This is a genomic window from Albidovulum aestuarii (genome assembly GCF_029961185.1).
Classification (GTDB): domain Bacteria; phylum Pseudomonadota; class Alphaproteobacteria; order Rhodobacterales; family Rhodobacteraceae; genus Albidovulum; species Albidovulum aestuarii.
In genome coordinates this window covers 676,048-692,991 of sequence record NZ_JASBQQ010000001.1, presented here as the reverse complement: position 1 = coordinate 692,991, position 16,944 = coordinate 676,048, and the positions used below count along the sequence as shown (strand labels likewise).

General features: G+C 63.6%; 15 protein-coding genes. 12 read left to right on the top strand and 3 right to left on the bottom strand.

Going from position 1 to position 16,944, the window contains the following annotated elements; translation table 11 throughout:
* The first annotated feature begins 37 nt into the window (after positions 1–37).
* Positions 38–2,611 (top strand): ATP-dependent helicase, encoded by a 2,574-nt coding sequence (locus tag QKW60_RS03575; RefSeq protein WP_282366486.1) that lies wholly within the window; start codon positions 38–40, stop codon positions 2,609–2,611.
* A 470-nt stretch (positions 2,612–3,081) separates the two neighbouring features.
* Here the strand turns inward: QKW60_RS03575 and QKW60_RS03570 are convergent, their stop codons facing one another.
* Complete coding sequence (locus QKW60_RS03570; protein ID WP_282366484.1) at positions 3,082–3,297, bottom strand: DUF1127 domain-containing protein; 216 nt, start codon at positions 3,295–3,297, stop codon at positions 3,082–3,084.
* A gap of 246 nt (positions 3,298–3,543) precedes the next feature.
* Between QKW60_RS03570 and QKW60_RS03565 the strand changes: the two genes are divergently transcribed.
* The 9 genes from QKW60_RS03565 to QKW60_RS03525 all read left to right on the top strand — a co-directional run bounded on the left by QKW60_RS03565 (position 3,544) and on the right by QKW60_RS03525 (position 13,570).
* Entirely contained in the window at positions 3,544–4,614 is a 1,071-nt protein-coding gene (locus QKW60_RS03565) for an Mrp/NBP35 family ATP-binding protein (RefSeq protein WP_282366482.1), read from the top strand.
* Positions 4,615–5,248: 634 nt separating this feature from the next.
* Positions 5,249–5,752, top strand: a complete 504-nt coding sequence (gene mraZ, locus QKW60_RS03560) for a division/cell wall cluster transcriptional repressor MraZ (protein WP_282366480.1) — start codon at positions 5,249–5,251, stop codon at positions 5,750–5,752.
* A 3-nt stretch (positions 5,753–5,755) separates the two neighbouring features.
* On the top strand, positions 5,756–6,748 hold the full coding sequence (rsmH, locus tag QKW60_RS03555; RefSeq protein ID WP_282366478.1) for a 16S rRNA (cytosine(1402)-N(4))-methyltransferase RsmH: 993 nt from the start codon (positions 5,756–5,758) through the stop codon (positions 6,746–6,748).
* Positions 6,748–7,095 (top strand): cell division protein FtsL, encoded by a 348-nt coding sequence (gene ftsL, locus QKW60_RS03550; RefSeq protein WP_282366477.1) that lies wholly within the window; start codon positions 6,748–6,750, stop codon positions 7,093–7,095. Before rsmH ends, ftsL begins: the two co-directional genes overlap by 1 nt.
* Positions 7,092–8,876 carry a peptidoglycan D,D-transpeptidase FtsI family protein gene (locus QKW60_RS03545; protein WP_282366476.1) on the top strand — a complete coding sequence of 595 codons (1,785 nt, stop codon included), beginning with the start codon at positions 7,092–7,094 and terminating at the stop codon, positions 8,874–8,876. Before ftsL ends, QKW60_RS03545 begins: the two co-directional genes overlap by 4 nt.
* Positions 8,877–8,904: 28 nt before the next feature.
* The gene (locus tag QKW60_RS03540) at positions 8,905–10,383 is read left to right on the top strand and encodes a UDP-N-acetylmuramoyl-L-alanyl-D-glutamate--2,6-diaminopimelate ligase (protein WP_282366475.1); all 1,479 of its coding nucleotides are present in this window, start codon (positions 8,905–8,907) and stop codon (positions 10,381–10,383) included.
* On the top strand, positions 10,383–11,828 hold the full coding sequence (locus QKW60_RS03535; protein ID WP_282366474.1) for a UDP-N-acetylmuramoyl-tripeptide--D-alanyl-D-alanine ligase: 1,446 nt from the start codon (positions 10,383–10,385) through the stop codon (positions 11,826–11,828). The genes QKW60_RS03540 and QKW60_RS03535 overlap by 1 nt, the downstream gene beginning before the upstream one ends.
* Positions 11,829–12,911, top strand: a complete 1,083-nt coding sequence (gene mraY / locus QKW60_RS03530; RefSeq protein WP_282366473.1) for a phospho-N-acetylmuramoyl-pentapeptide-transferase — start codon at positions 11,829–11,831, stop codon at positions 12,909–12,911.
* A complete protein-coding gene (locus QKW60_RS03525) occupies positions 12,911–13,570 on the top strand; it encodes a DUF2161 family putative PD-(D/E)XK-type phosphodiesterase (RefSeq protein WP_336619146.1) in 660 nt (219 codons plus the stop codon). The genes mraY and QKW60_RS03525 overlap by 1 nt, the downstream gene beginning before the upstream one ends.
* Here the strand turns inward: QKW60_RS03525 and QKW60_RS03520 are convergent.
* Positions 13,567–14,037, bottom strand: a complete 471-nt coding sequence (locus tag QKW60_RS03520; RefSeq protein WP_282366472.1) for a hypothetical protein — start codon at positions 14,035–14,037, stop codon at positions 13,567–13,569. The genes QKW60_RS03525 and QKW60_RS03520 overlap by 4 nt on opposite strands.
* Positions 14,038–14,138: 101 nt before the next feature.
* Between QKW60_RS03520 and QKW60_RS03515 the strand changes: the two genes are divergently transcribed.
* Positions 14,139–14,810: an SDR family NAD(P)-dependent oxidoreductase gene (locus tag QKW60_RS03515; RefSeq protein ID WP_282366470.1), complete on the top strand. Its 672-nt coding sequence runs from the start codon at positions 14,139–14,141 to the stop codon at positions 14,808–14,810.
* 1 nt (position 14,811) lies between these two features.
* Here the strand turns inward: QKW60_RS03515 and QKW60_RS03510 are convergent, their stop codons facing one another.
* Entirely contained in the window at positions 14,812–15,240 is a 429-nt protein-coding gene (locus QKW60_RS03510) for an FKBP-type peptidyl-prolyl cis-trans isomerase (RefSeq protein ID WP_282366468.1), read from the bottom strand.
* A gap of 160 nt (positions 15,241–15,400) precedes the next feature.
* Between QKW60_RS03510 and murD the strand changes: the two genes are divergently transcribed.
* Complete coding sequence (gene murD, locus QKW60_RS03505; RefSeq protein ID WP_282366467.1) at positions 15,401–16,801, top strand: UDP-N-acetylmuramoyl-L-alanine--D-glutamate ligase; 1,401 nt, start codon at positions 15,401–15,403, stop codon at positions 16,799–16,801.
* Positions 16,802–16,944 lie beyond the last annotated feature (143 nt).

The window sequence follows — 16,944 nt, the reverse complement described above, 5'->3', positions numbered from 1 at the left end:
CTTTAATTCATTCCCCGATGCGGCTAGATTGCCACCCATGAGCAGTTTCGACGATACCGACGCCTTCGAAGGCGCATCTCTGTCCGCCCGCGCGATGGCCGCGCGCCCGGTCCCCTATTTCGACGGCCTGAACCCGGCGCAGCGGCAGGCGGTGGAAGCGCTGGACGGCCCGGTCCTGATGCTGGCAGGGGCGGGGACGGGCAAGACCCGGGCACTGACAGCACGGATCGCGCATCTGCTGGCGCGTGGCGTGGCGCGACCGAATGAGGTTCTGGCGGTGACCTTCACCAACAAGGCCGCACGCGAGATGAAGGAAAGGGTGGGGCGGCTGATGGGCCATGCGGTGGAGGGGATGCCTTGGATGGGCACCTTCCATTCGATCAGCGTAAAATTGCTGCGCCGCCATGCCGAGCTTGTGGGGCTGAAGTCGAATTTCACCATCCTCGACACCGACGACCAGATCCGGCTGATGAAGCAGATCATCGCCGCCGCGAATATCGACGAAAAGCGCTGGCCCGCGCGGCAATTGGCGGGGCTGATCGACAACTGGAAGAACCGCGCCTGGGGGCCGGAACAGGTGCCTTCGGCCGAGGCTTCGGCCTTCAACAATGTCGGCACCGAGCTTTACGCCGCCTATCAGGCGCGGCTTCTGACGCTGAACGCCTGCGATTTCGGCGATCTTCTTTTGCATGTAGTGACGATCTTTCAGAACCACGTTGATGTTCTCGAACAATACCAGCGCTGGTTCCGCTACATCCTCGTCGATGAATATCAGGATACGAACGTCGCCCAATATCTCTGGCTGCGCCTGCTTGCCGCAAAGCACAAGAACATCTGCTGCGTCGGTGATGACGACCAGTCGATCTATGGCTGGCGTGGCGCGGAGGTCGGCAACATCCTGCGGTTTGAAAAGGACTTCCCCGGCGCGACCGTGATCCGGCTGGAACAGAACTACCGCTCGACCGAACATATCCTTGCCGCCGCTTCGGGGCTGATCGCGGCCAACGCAGGGCGGCTCGGTAAGACATTGTGGACCGAGGCCGACGGCGGCGAGAAGGTGCGCCTCATCGGGCTCTGGGACGGCGAGGAAGAGGCGCGGTGGATTGGGGAGGAAGTTGGAGGGCTACAATCTGGCACGCACCGTGCGGCGAGAGAGAGATTGAATCTGCGCTCAATGGGCATTCATGAGGAGCTTGCGCAACTTGCCAGAGCAGGTTTAGGGCGTCCAACACGCCGCCAATTTATTCTGAACGCGTTCAAGACTAAAAGCGCCTACAACAATCCGCGTGTCGAGAAACTCATAAAGTGGCTTCTTAGCAAAGACGCCAACTCTTCTCGCATGTATCAGAGGGTACTCGAGAGTCCGCTTGATCGCTTTAGCCTAAATGAAACTGCCATCCTCGTCCGCGCCTCTCACCAAATGCGCGCCTTTGAGGACCGGTTCCTGACCATCGGTCTGCCCTACCGCGTCATCGGCGGCCCGCGCTTCTACGAACGGCTCGAGATTCGCGAAGCGATGGCCTATTTCCGCCTCGCCGTGTCGCCCGACGATGACCTCGCCTTCGAGCGGGTCGTCAACACGCCGAAGCGGGGCCTTGGCGATAAGGCGCAGCAGACGATCCAGCGTCAGGCACGGGAAGATGGGGTGAGCCTTCTGGAAGGCGCGCGCTATTGCGTTGCCTCGGGTCAGATCGGTGGCAAGGGCGGCGCGCAGCTTCGGACCTTCGTCGAAAACATCGATCGCTGGCACCGGGCGACGCTGGTCGCGGACTACGACCATGTCCGGCTGGCCGAAACGATCCTCGACGAATCCGGCTACACCGCGATGTGGCAGAACGACAAGACGCCCGAAGCGCCGGGGCGGCTGGAAAACCTCAAGGAACTCGTGAAGGCGCTGGAAAGCTTCGACAACCTGCAAGGCTTCCTCGAACATGTCTCGCTGATCATGGACAATGAAAGCGAGGATGCCGAGGAGAAGATCACCATAATGACCCTTCACGCCGCGAAAGGGCTGGAATTTCCGGTCGTGTTCCTACCGGGATGGGAGGACGGGTTGTTCCCCAGCCAGCGCAGCATGGACGAAAGCGGGCTCAAGGGCCTCGAAGAGGAGCGCCGCCTTGGCTATGTGGGTATCACCCGCGCGGAAGAGCTGTGCACGATCTCATTCGCAGGGAACCGGCGGGTCTATGGGCAGTGGCAAAGCCAGATGCCCTCACGCTTTATTGACGAACTGCCCGCGAAACATGTCGAGGTACTGACGCCACCCGGCCTCTATGGCGGCGGCTACGGGGCCGCTGCCATGTCGGCCGGGATCGAGGATCGCGCCGCACGGGCCGATGTCTACAACTCGCCCGGCTGGAAGCGCATGCAAAGCCGCAGCCAGACCCGCCCCGTCAGCCAGCCGCGCGAGGCGCGGGGTGTGGTGATCGACCTTGATGCGGTTTCGATCTTCACCGAGGGCGACCGCGTCTTCCACCAGAAATTCGGCTACGGCATCGTCGAGGGGATTGAGGGCGACAAGCTGGAGGTCGCCTTCGACAAGGCGGGCACCAAACATGTCGTGGCAAGCTTCATCGTCAGCGCCGAAGCGGCAGACGACATTCCGTTCTGAGCTTCTTCATCGCGGAAACACTCCCGCCGGAGGCAGCCCGAGCCGAAGCGCGCAAGCGCGCAGGCGAGACAGGGGAAATGGCCCGCTTCGCGGGCCGCATTTTTCTAAATCCGTGAAACGAAAAAGGCGGTGCCGCTGAGGCACCGCCAGTCGCAACCACGATCCCAAGGGGGAGAGAGGGACCGTCGTAATCCGGATGAAAACGGGCGGCGCCTCAGGGAGGAGGAGGGGCGCCGCCCATCTTCATCGCGGCTGTCCCGGGAGGAGGTGGGTCAGCCGGATCAGGGTGAAGATGCGGCAGTGGCAGGGAGGAGGACGCCACCGCCGCATTTCACATCGCCAACCCCAGGGAGGAGGAGGGGGAGGCGCATCGTCGTGGACCCTTCGGGTCCGATCTCTGCGGCGGCCTCAGGGAGGAGGAGCCGCCGCATGTTCCGCAGACCGGGGGAGGAGGAGGCCCGCAGAGAAACTTACTTGCCGTAGGCCGCTTCCAGCGCGATCGCGTCGATCGAAGAGCGGTGCAGGCCGAGGTCGTGCAGTTCGCGGTCGCTCAGCACCGACAATTCCTTAACGGTCTGGCGATACATGCGGTAACGCTGACGGCTGTCGCGGAGCGCGGTGAAGAAAGCGGCGACACGGTCGGCGAGGCCGATATGGGTGCCACGGGTAACAGTTGAATAAGCCATTTTTCTTGCCTCATCATTCGGATCATTGGCACCGTCTGTGGCGCCGTTGCCGTTAACATGGACCCCATGCTGCAATTGCACAATACCTGCCGCGATCAATGCTGCCATGCAGCAATTGCATAGCGCATCACGGGAAATTTACCTTCCCTAGCGGTAGCTTACGGGTCTGCGTAAAGAAGCGGCAATGTCCCCCTTGTCCTTGCCCGGAAAGCGGGCATGTTGGGTCCGACCTGAAGGACAGACATCATGACACAGACTCGCGACACCGTTCTCGCCGCTCTATCCCGTCTCGCTTTGCCCGATGGTGGAGATCTCGTCTCGCGCGATCTGGTTCGGGCGCTGACGATCGAGGGTGACAGCATCCGCTTCGTGATCGAAGCGCCGGACCCGGAGATCGCGCGGCGGATGGAGCCGGTGCGTCAGGCGGCCGAGGCGGCAGTGAAGGCTTTGCCCGGAGTGGAGACGGTCTCAGCCCTGCTGACCGCGCATGGGCCTGCCGCGAAACCCGCGCCGCCTTCGCTGAAGATCGGCGGTCATCCGACGCCGCAGGCGGGGCCCGCCAAGATCGCCGGTGTGGATCGCATCCTGGCCGTGGGGTCGGGTAAGGGCGGGGTGGGTAAATCCACCGTGTCGTCCAACCTCGCCGTAGCGCTCGCGCGGCAGGGGCGCCGCGTTGGACTTTTGGATGCTGATATCTACGGCCCCTCGCAGCCACGCATGATGGGGCTGTCAAAACGCCCCGCCTCTCCCGATGGCAAGACCATCATCCCCCTGCAGGCCCATGGCGTCACCTTCATGTCCATCGGTCTGATGCTGAAAGAGGATGAGGCCGTGGTCTGGCGCGGGCCGATGCTGATGGGCGCGCTTCAGCAGATGCTGGGTCAGGTTGCCTGGGGTGAACTTGACGTTCTGATCGTCGACCTGCCGCCCGGTACAGGCGACGTACAGCTGACGCTTTGCCAGAAAAGCCATGTGACCGGCGCGCTCATCGTCTCTACCCCGCAGGATGTGGCGCTTCTCGACGCCCGCCGCGCCATCGACATGTTCGGCAAGCTGAAGACGCCGATCCTCGGCCTGATCGAAAACATGTCGACCTATGTCTGCCCCAATTGCGGGCACGAGGCGCATATCTTCGGGCACGGCGGGGTCGCTGCCGAGGCTGAGAAGCTTGGCGTTCCGTTCCTGGGCGAGATTCCCCTCAGTCTCGACGTGCGGCTGGCGGGGGACGCCGGAACGCCCATCGCGGCGGGCGAGGGACCGATCGCCGAGGCCTATGCGCGTCTTGCCCAGCGGCTTGTCGCGGGCGGCATGGCCTGATCTGGGAATTCACGGGACCGTTGGCGGCTCCATGGGAATGGATGGGAGTAACGTCGAAATCCAACCATGAAACGAATCAACGGGCTGTGATTTCTCGTGTTTCAGCGTGATTCTGGCTGCTCAATGCGGCGTCGGACTATGTTTTTCAATCGATCTTCGACATCAGTGAAATTTTCTGGGATATTATGGGATCTGGGTGCTAGAGGCCTTGATGTCTATATATAGCGCCAATTGTGAGCTGCTCAGCAAATTGTAGGATAAATTCGAGGGCATCTCCTACTAATTGTTGCGTTGCAGCAATCCCTGGCGCAACTTCTGGTGCCTTTCGAGGTAAGATTTTTCTTGCTTCCCGTAAATTCCCATGGCATCCCTAATACACCGATGAGGACGGGCTCAAGGGCATCAAGACCCAAAAGGCGAAAGTCAGGTTTCATACAGGCACCCGCTTTCATCGAACCAAAGATCCGGCGCGTGAGCGAGCAGACATCCCCCCAGGTGGCATGCGCAGCCGGACAACCCAGAGATGGGACGAGGGCGGCGGATTGGGCAGTGGCAGCAGCCCAATCCGCCGTTGTCGTTTCAGGGGTCCAAAGGCGGATTTCGGGGGGAGGGGACAGGTAAGGAGCGCGGGCCCTTGGCACGCAGGTTCAGAGGATCGGATACGTTTAAGGTGGACGCGAAAGGTCGCGTTTCCATCCCCGCGCCGTTCCGCCGCGTGATCGAGGCCTCCGACCCCGACTGGACTGAGGGCCTCCGCCCCAACATCGTCATTGTCTACGGACCGGAAAGCCAGAACTGGCTCGACGTCTTCTCCATGGAAGCGATCCACGAGATGGACGACCAGATCGGCCTGATGCAGCGCGGCTCGCCCGAACGTCTGATGATTGAGGAACTGATGTACGGTCAGTCGTTTGAGGCCCAGATCGATGATGACGGCCGCCTGACCATCCCGCAGAAATACCGCGACAAGATCGGACTGACGAGTGAGGCGTTCTTCATCTCGGCCGGTGATTATTTCCGCATCTGGAATCCCGAAGCCTACGAGGCTAAGGCCGCACGGCGGAGCGCGAAGCTCGCTGATCAGTATCCCGAGGACTTCGACCCAAGAAGCCTCCTGCCATCCCTGCCGAAAGGGTGAGAGATGGCTGCTGCCGCCGCCCGCATATCAGACGCCCCCCATATCCCGGTTTTGTTGCGGCCGCTCCTAGAGGCGGTCGCACCCGTCTCCGGCACATGGATCGACGGCACCTTTGGCGCGGGAGGCTATTCGCGCGGACTGCTTGAGGCAGGGGCGGACAGGGTCATTGGCATCGACCGCGATCCGATGGTATTTCGCATGGCCGAAGACTGGGCCGGGCAATATGGCGACCGGCTGAAACTGGTCGAAGGCACGTTTTCCGATATGGACCGCTTGGCTGGTGAACCTGTCGATGGCGTCGTCCTCGACCTCGGCGTGTCGTCGATGCAGCTCGATCAGGCCGAGCGGGGCTTTTCCTTCCAGAAAGATGGCCCGCTTGACATGCGCATGGGCGATAGCGGCCCGACAGCGGCCGGCCTGGTGAACGAGGCTTCCGAGTCCGAGATCGCCGATATCCTCTATCACTATGGTGAGGAACGCGCGTCGCGCCGGATCGCCCGCGCCATTGTCGCTGCGCGGCCGTTTTCGCGGACGTTGGAACTGGCCTCGGTCATCGAACGGTGCCTGCCGCGCCAGAAGCCGGGGCAGAGCCATCCCGCAACGCGCAGTTTTCAAGCGATTCGGATCGCAGTGAACGACGAATTTGGGCAGTTAGCCGAGGGGCTGGAGGCGGCTGAACGGGCGCTGAAGCCCGGCGGGCAGCTTGCCGTTGTCACGTTCCATTCGTTGGAGGACCGCATCGTCAAGCGATTCTTCCAGCTTCGCTCGGGCGGCAAGGGGCAGGGCAGCCGTTATGCCCCTGCGCGTGAGCAGGTGACCCCGGCCTTCACGCTCAAGACCCGCAAAGCCGCCGGGCCTGACGATGACGAGCTTGCAGAAAATCCGCGCGCGCGGTCTGCAAAACTGCGCGTCGGCATCCGTACCGACGCGCCCGCCGGTTCAGTCGACCGCGCCGCGCTCGGCCTTCCGAAACCCGCGCTTGAAGGGCGAAACTGATGCGCAGCCTGATCGTTGTCCTTGCCGCCGCCGCCGTCATGGCGCTTGCCTTCTGGGCGTATCGTGAAAACTACAGGACCCAGGCCGAACTTGCCGAGATACGCGAGCTTCAGCGCGAAATTGGTCAGTATCGCGAAAGCCTTGGCGTTCTGAGGGCGGAATGGGCCTATCTCAACCGACCCGACCGGTTGCGCGGACTGGCGGATATCAACTTCGAACGCCTTGGTCTTCTACCGCTCGATCCCCGGCAGTTCGGCGGTATATCTGAAGTGCGCTATCCTGCAGTCGCGTTGCCGCCGATTACCGATCCCGTAGATACGGTCGCGCTTAGTGAGGTCGCACAATGACCCGGACACCGCTTCGCCCGCTTGCCCGCATCCTGTCGGCCCGTGAAAAGGGTGAGAACCCGGACGCGATTGAACGCGAGAATATCCGCCTCAGGCATGAGGCGATGCGCGACAAGGCACGTGTCCGCGCAGAGGGGCGGCTTTTGCTCCTGGGCCTCGCCTTTCTTGCGGCCTTCATCACCGTCGGCGCCCGTATGGGGGTTCTGGCCTCGACCGAACCGGCCGAACCGCAGACGGCCGCGACCGGCGCATCGATCATCGCGCAGCGCGCCGATATCACCGACCGGAAGGGGCGCATACTGGCGACGAACCTCGTCACCCATTCGCTCTATGCCCAGCCGCAGCTCATGGTCGATCCCGCACGCGCGGCGTCCGAACTGGTCGCAATCTTTCCCGACCTCGACGAGGAGCGCCTGAAAGCCGACTTCGGCGGTAAGCGCAAGTTCCTGTGGGTCAAGAAGAAAATCTCGCCCGAGCAGATGCAGCTCGTGCATGAGATCGGCGATCCCGGCCTTCTTTTCGGTCCGCGTGAGATGCGGCTTTATCCGAACGGCGCGATTGCGGCCCATGTCCTGGGCGGTGCGAGCTTCGGGCGTGAAGGTGTGCATTCGGCCGAGGTTGTTGGTGTTGCGGGCGTTGAAAAGACGTTCGACGGATGGCTGCGCGACCCCGCGAATGGCGGTGCGCCGCTGGCGCTCTCGCTCGATCTGACGATCCAGTCGACCGTCGAGGATGTGCTCTATGGCGGCATGAAACTGATGAACGCCAAGGGTGCGACGGCGGTTCTGATGGATGTGCATTCCGGCGAAGTGGTGGCATTGGCCTCACTGCCGGACTTTGATCCGAACACCCGGCCCGCGCCGCTGCTGAAGGGCGATCCTTCTGACAGCCCGCTTTTCAACCGCGCGGTACAGGGGGTCTATGAGCTGGGCTCCACCTTCAAGATCTTTGCTGTGGCGCAGGCGATGGAACTGGGTCTGGTCGCTCCCACGACGATGGTCGAGACCAAGGGGCCGATGTTCTGGGGCAAGTTCAAGATCCGCGATTTCCACAATTACGGGCCGCAACTTTCCGTCACCGATGTGATCGTGAAGTCCTCGAATATCGGCACCGCACATATCGCCCAGCTGATCGGCGGCGAGCGGCAGCAGCAGTTTCTGCAAGCCCTCGGGATGTTCGATGCGACGTCGATCGAACTTGTCGAGGCTCCTACGGGTAAGCCCCTTAGACCTGCGAAATGGCCAGAGATCACCACGCTGACCGTGTCCTACGGCCATGGCGTCGCGGCAAGCCCGCTGCATCTGGCCTCGGCCTATGCCTCGCTCGTCAATGGCGGCACGCGGATCACGCCCACGATCCTGAAGCGCGACAAGGTGGAAACCGGCGCGCGTCTGGTGTCCGAGGTGACATCGGCCACGATCCGGGACATGTTGCGGCAGGTCGTGGTGCGGGGCACGGCAAGTTTTGGCGAGGTGCCGGGCTATGCTGTCGGCGGCAAGACCGGGACTGCCGACAAGCCGCTGGCCAATGGCAAGGGCTATCACAAGGACAAGGTCATCGCGACCTTCGCCTCGATCTTCCCCGCAAACGATCCGAAATATGTGTTGGTCGTGTCGCTGGACGAGCCGGTCGAAACCTCCGGCACCGAACCCCGCCGCACGGCGGGCTGGACGGCAGTGCCGGTGGGGGCAGAGATCATCCGTCGCGCAGCACCCTTGCTGGGGTTGAGACCCGAGCTTGAACCTGTGGCAGAGGCCGGGGTAATACGCGTCCGCAACTGAGGGCAGACATGTGGCGGGGACGAATTTCATGGCCGGGACCAAATCGCTGGGTGAACTTGGCCTGACTGCCCAGGGCGGACGCGAGGCGCGCATCACCGGCCTTTCCGTCGACAGCCGTCAGGTTAAGGAGGGGCATCTCTTCGCCGCTCTTCCCGGCAGCCGGATGCATGGTGCTGAATTCATTCAATATGCTTTGCGCATGGGGGCAGGTGCGATCCTCACCGACCGCGAGGGTGTGGAGATCGCCCGGGCCGAGCTTAACGCTTCCGACGCGGCGCTGATCGTCACCGAGGACCCGCGCCAGACGCTGGCCTACACCGCCGCCCTGTGGTTCGAGCGTCAGCCCGAAACCGTCGTCGCGGTGACCGGCACGTCGGGCAAGACCTCGGTCGCGACCTTCACCCGGCAGATATGGCAGGCGCTTGGGCGGGTTTCCGCCAATCTCGGCACGATGGGCGTGATGGGCGATTTCACCGCGCCCCTCGCCCACACGACGCCCGAACCGATCACGTTGCACCGCGTGCTGCGCGAGATGGCCGATGCCGGTGTCACCCATGCGGCGATGGAGGCCTCGTCCCACGGGCTCGATCAGGGGCGACTGGACGGGGTACGGCTCGACGCGGCGGCGTTCACGAATTTCAGCCAGGACCACCTCGATTACCACGCCAATTTTGACGACTATTTCGCGGCCAAGGCGGGGCTCTTTGCCCGTGTCCTGCCCGAAGAGGGCACGGCCGTCATCAACATCGACGATGCACGCGGGCGCGAGATGCTGGAGATCGCGCGCCATCGCGGCCAGCGCCTTCTGACCATTGGCCGCAATCCGGTCGCCGACCTTTGCATCACATCTCAGCGCTTCGATGCGACGGGGCAGGACCTGCGCTTCACCTTCGACGGCAAGCCGCATCTGGTGCGTCTTGCCCTGATCGGCGGCTTTCAGGCCGAAAACGTTCTGGCCGCCGCCGGCCTCGTCATGGCTGCGGGGGAGGAGCCGGAAGCCGTTTTCGGGACGCTTCCCGGTCTTGTCACCGTTAGGGGGCGGATGGAGCTTGCCGCCAAGCGCGACAATGGCGCGACGGTCTTTGTCGATTATTCGCACAAGCCGGGCGCACTCGCCTCGGCCCTGCAATCGCTCCGCCCGCATGTCATGGGCCGCATCGTTGTGGTGTTCGGTGCGGGCGGTGACCGCGACCGGCTGAAACGTCCCCTAATGGGCGAGGCCGCGGCGGCCTTTGCCGATGTGGTCATCGTCACCGACGATAATCCCCGCACCGAGGACCCCGCCGCGATCCGTGCCGAGGTTATGGCGGGATGCCCCGAGGCGACCGAGATCGGCGACCGGGCCGAGGCAATCCTGCGCGGCGTCGATGCGCTGCAACCGGGCGACGCGCTGCTGATCGCCGGCAAGGGCCATGAGACCGGGCAGATCGTCGGTACCGACGTCTATCCCTTTGACGATGCCGAACAGGCATCTGTCGCGGTCGCGGCGCTTGAGGGACGCATCTGATGGGCGTGCTCTGGACATCGGCCGAGGTCGAAGCCGCGACTGGCGGTAAGGCGGCGAAGGCTTTCGAAGCCAGTGGGATTTCCATTGATACCCGCTCGATCCAGCCCGGTGATCTGTTCGTCGCGCTGAAGGATGTGCGTGACGGCCACGATTTCGTCGCTGACGCATTGAAGAAGGGCGCGGCGGGCGCGCTGGTATCGCGTAACCCCGAAGGTTGCTCGGAAGCCGATCCCCTGCTGGTCGTGCCGGATGTGCTGACCGCACTGACCGCGCTTGGCGCGGCAGGTCGGGTGCGCACGCGGGCGAGGGTGATTGCGGTGACGGGGTCGGTGGGCAAGACCTCCACCAAGGAGATGCTGCGCGCAGTGCTGGCCGGGCAGGGCAGCGTCCATGCCGCCGTGGCGAGTTTCAACAACCATTGGGGCGTGCCGATCACGCTGGCCCGAATGCCCCAAGACGCCGATTTCGCGGTGATCGAGATCGGCATGAACCATCCCGGAGAGATCGCGCCCCTTGCCCGCCTCGCCCGGCCCCATGTCGCGATGATCACCACGATCGCGCCTGCCCATCTGGAGGCGTTCGAGAATATCGAGGGCATCGCCCGCGAAAAAGCTTCGATCTTCGAGGGGCTGGAGCCGGATGGCGTGGCCGTCATCCCGACGGGCCTGGATGTGACCCCGATTCTTGCCGGTGCCGCCGCGACGGCCGCCCGTGTAATCACGTTCGGCCCGGTCAAGGACAGCGACTATCGGCTGGACGAGGTCAAGCTGGCACAGGATACGACCATTGTGCGGGCCACAAGGGCAGGCGAGCCGGTACTCTTCAAGGTCCAGACGGCAGGACGCCATTTCGCCGCCAACGCGCTGGGCGTGCTTGCCGTCGCCGATGCCGTTGGTGCGGACCCTGCTGTTGCGGCCTGCGACATCGGCCAGTGGCGCCCGCCAGCAGGCCGGGGCCAGCGCGAGCGCATCTATCTCGACATCGTCGATGAGGCGCTGAGCTTCGACCTGATCGACGATGCCTTCAACGCCAACCCCGCCTCGATGGCCGCCGCCTTGGAGGTTCTCGCGGTCACCGAACCCCGCGACGGTATCGGCCGTAAACTCGAAGGTCGCCGCATCGCGGTTCTGGGCGATATGCTGGAGCTTGGCCCCGACGAGGGCGCCATGCATGAGGCGGTGGCGGACCACCCGGCGATGGCGCGGTTTCACGTTGTTCATTGCGTCGGGCCAAGGATGCGCGCGCTCTGGCAGAAGCTGCCGGAACGTCAGCGTGGCGAATGGTTTGACCGCGCCGGGGAACTGGCCGAGCGCGCCCATCACCTTGCGGATGCCGGTGATGTGGTGCTGGTGAAGGGATCAAAAGGATCGAAGGTCAGCCTTGTGGTTGACGCGCTCAGAAAGCTCGGGCAGCCGGGTGCGGGCGAGGCACGGGGGACTGAATAGATGCTGTATTGGCTTTCCGGATTGGCCGAAGGCGGCGATGTCTTCAACCTGTTCCGCTACATTACCTTCCGCGCGGGGGCGGCGTTTTTCACGGCTCTGGTATTTGGCTTTCTCTTCGGCCAACCGCTGATCAACTTATTGCGCCGCAAGCAGAAAAAGGGTCAGCCGATCCGCGATGACGGACCGCAGAGCCATTTTTCCAAGGCCGGGACGCCGACGATGGGGGGCTTGCTGATCCTCTCGGCGATCCTTGTGGCGACGCTTCTCTGGGCGCGGCTCGACAATCCTTATATCTGGATCGTGCTTTTCGTGACTTATGCCTATGGGCTGATCGGGTTCGCCGACGATTATGCCAAGGTGACGAAACAGAACACCAAGGGCGTGTCGTCGCGGATGCGACTGTTGCTGGGGCTGGTGATCGCGGCCTTTGCGGGCGGGATGGCGGCCTATGTCCACCCGGCCAGCCTCACCAACCAGCTGGCTTTCCCGGTCTTCAAGGATGCGCTCTTGAACCTCGGTTATTTCTTCGTGCCCTTCGCGATGATCGTCATCGTTGGCGCGGCCAATGCCGTGAACCTGACCGACGGGCTCGACGGGCTGGCGGTCATGCCGGTGATGATCGCGGCGGCGACGCTGGGCGTGATCGCCTACGCGGTCGGCCGGACCGACTTCACCAACTATCTTGGCGTTCACTATGTGCCCGGCACAGGTGAAATCCTGATCTTCACCGCGGCCCTTATCGGCGGCGGGCTCGGCTTTCTCTGGTACAATGCGCCCCCGGCGGCGGTCTTCATGGGCGATACCGGGTCGCTGGCCTTGGGCGGCGCGCTGGGTGCCATCGCGGTCGCGACCAAGCACGAGATCGTGCTGGCCATCGTCGGCGGCCTTTTCGTGGTGGAGGCTTTGTCGGTCATCATCCAGGTCGCCTATTTTAAACGCACCGGCCGAAGGGTCTTCCTGATGGCGCCGATCCACCATCATTTCGAGAAGAAGGGCTGGGCCGAGCCGCAGATCGTCATCCGCTTCTGGATCATCTCGCTGATCCTCGCGCTGATCGGGCTGGCGACGCTGAAGTTGCGCTGATGCGCGAGGCGGACCTCTACGCGCCCGTAAAGGCGCCTCTGGAGGCGCAGGGCTATGAGGTCAAAGCCGAGATCGGCGACTGCGATGTGCTTGCCCGCAGGGGTAAGGAACCGCCGGTTGTGGTGGAGATGAAGCTGACCTTTTCGCTGGCGCTGGTGATGCAGGGCGTCGCGCGTCAGACGATGTTTGATCACGTCTATCTGGCGGTGCCGGTATCGTCGGATCGCGGTTGGAAGCTGCGTTACAAGGATATTATCCGGCTCTGCCGCCGCCTTGGCCTCGGGCTTCTGGCGGTAAAGCATGGCGGGGTCGAGGCCCATCTCGATCCCGGACCCTATCAGCCGCGCCTGAACGCCCGAAAGGCGGGCCGTCTGATCCGCGAGTTCGACCGGCGTGTCGGCGATCCGAATACCGGCGGCACGACAGGGATCAAACGCATGACCGCCTACCGGCAGGATGCACTGCTCTGCGCGGCGCATCTGGCCGCCCACGGGCCGAGCACGGCCGCCGAGGTTGCGAAAACGACAGGTGTCGAACGCGCCGGGCAAATGTTTCGCGCCGATCATTACGGCTGGTTCGAACGGGTGGAGCGCGGCGTCTACACGTTGACGCCAAAAGGTGCCGTCGAAGCGCTGGGGGAGCGGGTCCGCCCGGACTAACTGGCCTCGGCCGTTCTGCCGCCGCCGCTCGCTTCATAGCTGGTCTCATGCGCCAGGACCGACCAGTGCGCAAAGGTGGCGGTGCCGAATAGTTTGCGTACGAGAACCGCGCCCACAACGATCACCGTCGCGCTCAGTAGTGGCGACGTTGCCAGCTTCAGCCCGAATTCCGGCACACCGTAGGCCGCCAAGGCGATGCCGAGCCGGGAAATTGCGGCCGCCTCGATCATCGCGCGGAGCGCAGGCAGGAGCAGGCTGACAAGCGTCGCGGCGGTGCCGACGAACCCGGCGTATAACAAACCGGTGAAGAGTGGCATCGGCATTCCGAAAACCATCACGTCATAGCGGACATACATCACGAACCCGGCGAGGAACGAGAGGCTGATCACGAACCCCAGGAGCCGGGTTTCACGGTGCAGGCGCCGGGCCAGACGGGCCAAAATGGAAGGCGATGCAGACATTTCCATAGAATGGATGTGTCTGCTAAATAAAGCATTAATGCGGCCAAGCTGGCGCAAAACCGTGGCCGTGTCGGCAAAAGACCCAGCAGATGATCGAGGATGCCCCAATGAACAGACCTTCTTGCCCGACCGCGCTTGTCACTGGTGGCAATCGCGGCATTGGCCGTGCCATCGCGGCCGGGCTGACCGAGAAGGGTTGCGCGGTGACGATCGGCGCACGGGATACAGGCGCTGGTCGCAAGGCGGCCGGGGAATTGGGCTGCGGTTTTCTTCCGCTCGATCTCACCGATCCGGACAGCTATTTCGCCGCCATGACCGGGGCGGGGGGCTTTGACATCCTTGTCAACAATGCCGGTATCCTCAGCGACGCCTCGCTGCTGAGCCCCAAGAGCGATTTCGACGATGCGATGCAGGTGATGGTGTCAGCGCCGCTCGACCTGATCCGGCTCAACCTGCCGCACTGGCGGGAAACCGGCTGGGGCCGGATCGTCAACCTGTCGTCCGACTGGGGCAGTTTCGCCCATGGCCTTGCTGGGCCGGGTGCTTATGGGGTGGCCAAGGCGGCGCTCAACGCGTTGACGAAAGCGCTGCCGCGCGACCTGCCCGCGGGCGTCAAGGTCAATGCGATGTGCCCGGGCTGGGTCAGAACCCGAATGGGCGGAGACGGTGCCGACCGCAGTCCCGAAGAAGGTGCCGACACCGCAATCTGGCTGGCGCTTCTGCCGGAGGACGGACCGACGGGCGGTTTCTTCCGCGACCGTCGGCCCTTCGACTGGTAGCTCAGCCGATCGACACCAGTTCGATGTCAAAGTTCAGGTCCTTGCCCGCCAGCGGGTGATTGGCGTCGAGTGTCACTGTCTCGGCCGTAACCTCGGCCACCGTGACCTGCATCGCCTGTCCGTTCGGTGTGCGCATCTGCAGGGCGGTTCCGATCTCAAGCGGGATGTCAGCGGGAATCTGGTCACGTGGAATGGCTTGCCGGGCATCGGGATTGTGCGCGCCGTAGGCTTCGGCAGCAGGCACCGGCACTGACTTCTTGTCGCCAACCGCCATGCCCGGTAGCGCCTTGTCGAGGCCCGGGATGATCTGGCCTGAGCCCACGGTGAATTCCAGCGGGTCGCGCCCTTCGGAACTGTCGAACTGGGTGCCGTCGTTCAGCGTGCCGCGATAGTGAATGCTTACCTTATCGCCCGTTTTTACCTGGGTCATGGCGTCCTTTCGGGATGGGGGATGAATTCTGAGGCCGCGTCTCTCGCGGGTGCTCTCGTGGCCCGACCCTAGACGCTACAGGCGTAGGCGTAAAGGCGGGGTCCTTGCAGGCGCGCGGGGGGCAGGGCATTGTCGCGGGCGCGAAGGGAATGGGGGCAGCATGATTCCGGTCAGGGGATATGAAGGCAGGAAGGTCGCCGTGCTGGGCCTCGGCCGGTCGGGGCTCGCGACCGCAAGGGCGCTGATCGCGGGCGGTGCCGAACCCTGCCTTTGGGACGACAGCCCCGAGGCCCGCGCAAATGCCGAGGCGGCGGGGTTCACGCTGACCGACCTGACCCGCGCCACTGCCTGGGATGGGGTGGCGGCGCTCATCGTCTCGCCCGGCATCCCGCATCTTTACCCCGAACCGAACAAGCTCATCGCCCGGGCGATGGCGGCGGGGGTGCCGGTCGACAACGATATCGGGCTTTTCTTCCGCTCGTGGTCCACGCCCGACTGGGACGAGATGGATCAGGTGCCGAAGGTGATCGCGGTAACCGGATCGAACGGCAAGTCAACCACGACGGCGCTCATCCACCACATCCTACAGGTCGCGGGGAGGCCCACCCAGATGGCGGGCAATATCGGTCGGGGCGTGCTGGATATCGAGCCAGCGCAGGACGGCGAGGTCTTGGTGCTGGAACTCAGCTCTTACCAGACCGAACTCGCGCGCTCTCTTACGCCGGATATCGCCGTCTTCACCAATCTGTCGCCGGATCATCTCGACCGCCATGGCGGGCTGGGCGGCTATTTCGCGGCCAAGCGCCGGCTCTTTGCCGAAGGTGGACCTGACCGCGCAATCATCGGCGTCGATGAAGTCGAGGGGCGGTTTCTGGCCAATCAACTGGCGCAGGGCGCGGGGGGCGACCGGGTGATCCGGATTTCTTCGGGGGCGAAGCTGGAAGGGCCGGGCTGGTCGGTCTTTGCCCGCAAGGGTTTCCTTGCCGAATGGCGCAAGGGGCGACAGGTCGCCTCCATTGATCTGCGCGAGGTCAGGGGTTTGCCCGGCGCCCACAACCACCAGAATGCCTGCGCCGCCTATGCCGCCACCCGCACGCTCGGCCTTGCGCCGAAGCTGATCGAAGAGGCGCTGCATTCCTTCGAAGGCCTGCCGCATCGCAGCCAGCTTGTGGGCGAGAAGGACGGGGTGCGGTTCGTCAACGACAGCAAGGCCACGAATGTCGACAGCGCGGCCAAGGCATTGCAGGCCTTCCCGAAGATCCGCTGGATTGCCGGCGGGCTCGGCAAGGATGGCGGGATCGCGAGCCTGAAACCCCATCTCGGGTCGGTCGTGAAGGCCTATCTCATCGGTCATTCGGCGCGGGATTTCGCACTGGAACTCGGCGATACCCAGCATGAGATCTGCGAGACGATGGAGCGCGCCGTGGCGCGCGCGGCGGAAGAGGCCGAGGCGGGTGAGGTCGTGCTGCTTGCCCCGGCAGCGGCCTCGTTCGACCAGTATCCCAATTTCGAAAAACGCGGTGAGGATTTCGCGGCGCGCGTGCAGGCCCTGATCGGGTAATTTCCGCGACACGTATCCGGAATTGTTGCGCGTGGCCCCACAGTTCTGGGCGCTAGCGCGCATTGCGCCCCGACATGGTTCAATGCCACGCAATATTCGCGCTTCCGCCGGGAAATGGTCTCAAATGACGTGAAGTCAGGATC

Excerpts from the sequence above, each read along its gene's own strand:
- QKW60_RS03575 (WP_282366486.1), top strand. The coding sequence starts at position 38 with ATGAGCAGTTTCGACGATACCGACGCCTTCGAAGGCGCATCTCTGTCC.
- QKW60_RS03570 (WP_282366484.1), bottom strand. The coding sequence starts at position 3,297 with ATGGCTTATTCAACTGTTACCCGTGGCACCCATATCGGCCTCGCCGAC.
- QKW60_RS03565 (WP_282366482.1), top strand. The coding sequence starts at position 3,544 with ATGACACAGACTCGCGACACCGTTCTCGCCGCTCTATCCCGTCTCGCT.
- rsmH (WP_282366478.1), top strand. The coding sequence starts at position 5,756 with ATGGCTGCTGCCGCCGCCCGCATATCAGACGCCCCCCATATCCCGGTT.
- ftsL (WP_282366477.1), top strand. The coding sequence starts at position 6,748 with ATGCGCAGCCTGATCGTTGTCCTTGCCGCCGCCGCCGTCATGGCGCTT.
- QKW60_RS03545 (WP_282366476.1), top strand. The coding sequence starts at position 7,092 with ATGACCCGGACACCGCTTCGCCCGCTTGCCCGCATCCTGTCGGCCCGT.
- QKW60_RS03540 (WP_282366475.1), top strand. The coding sequence starts at position 8,905 with ATGGCCGGGACCAAATCGCTGGGTGAACTTGGCCTGACTGCCCAGGGC.
- QKW60_RS03535 (WP_282366474.1), top strand. The coding sequence starts at position 10,383 with ATGGGCGTGCTCTGGACATCGGCCGAGGTCGAAGCCGCGACTGGCGGT.
- mraY (WP_282366473.1), top strand. The coding sequence starts at position 11,829 with ATGCTGTATTGGCTTTCCGGATTGGCCGAAGGCGGCGATGTCTTCAAC.
- QKW60_RS03525 (WP_336619146.1), top strand. The coding sequence starts at position 12,911 with ATGCGCGAGGCGGACCTCTACGCGCCCGTAAAGGCGCCTCTGGAGGCG.
- QKW60_RS03520 (WP_282366472.1), bottom strand. The coding sequence starts at position 14,037 with ATGGAAATGTCTGCATCGCCTTCCATTTTGGCCCGTCTGGCCCGGCGC.
- QKW60_RS03515 (WP_282366470.1), top strand. The coding sequence starts at position 14,139 with ATGAACAGACCTTCTTGCCCGACCGCGCTTGTCACTGGTGGCAATCGC.
- QKW60_RS03510 (WP_282366468.1), bottom strand. The coding sequence starts at position 15,240 with ATGACCCAGGTAAAAACGGGCGATAAGGTAAGCATTCACTATCGCGGC.
- murD (WP_282366467.1), top strand. The coding sequence starts at position 15,401 with ATGATTCCGGTCAGGGGATATGAAGGCAGGAAGGTCGCCGTGCTGGGC.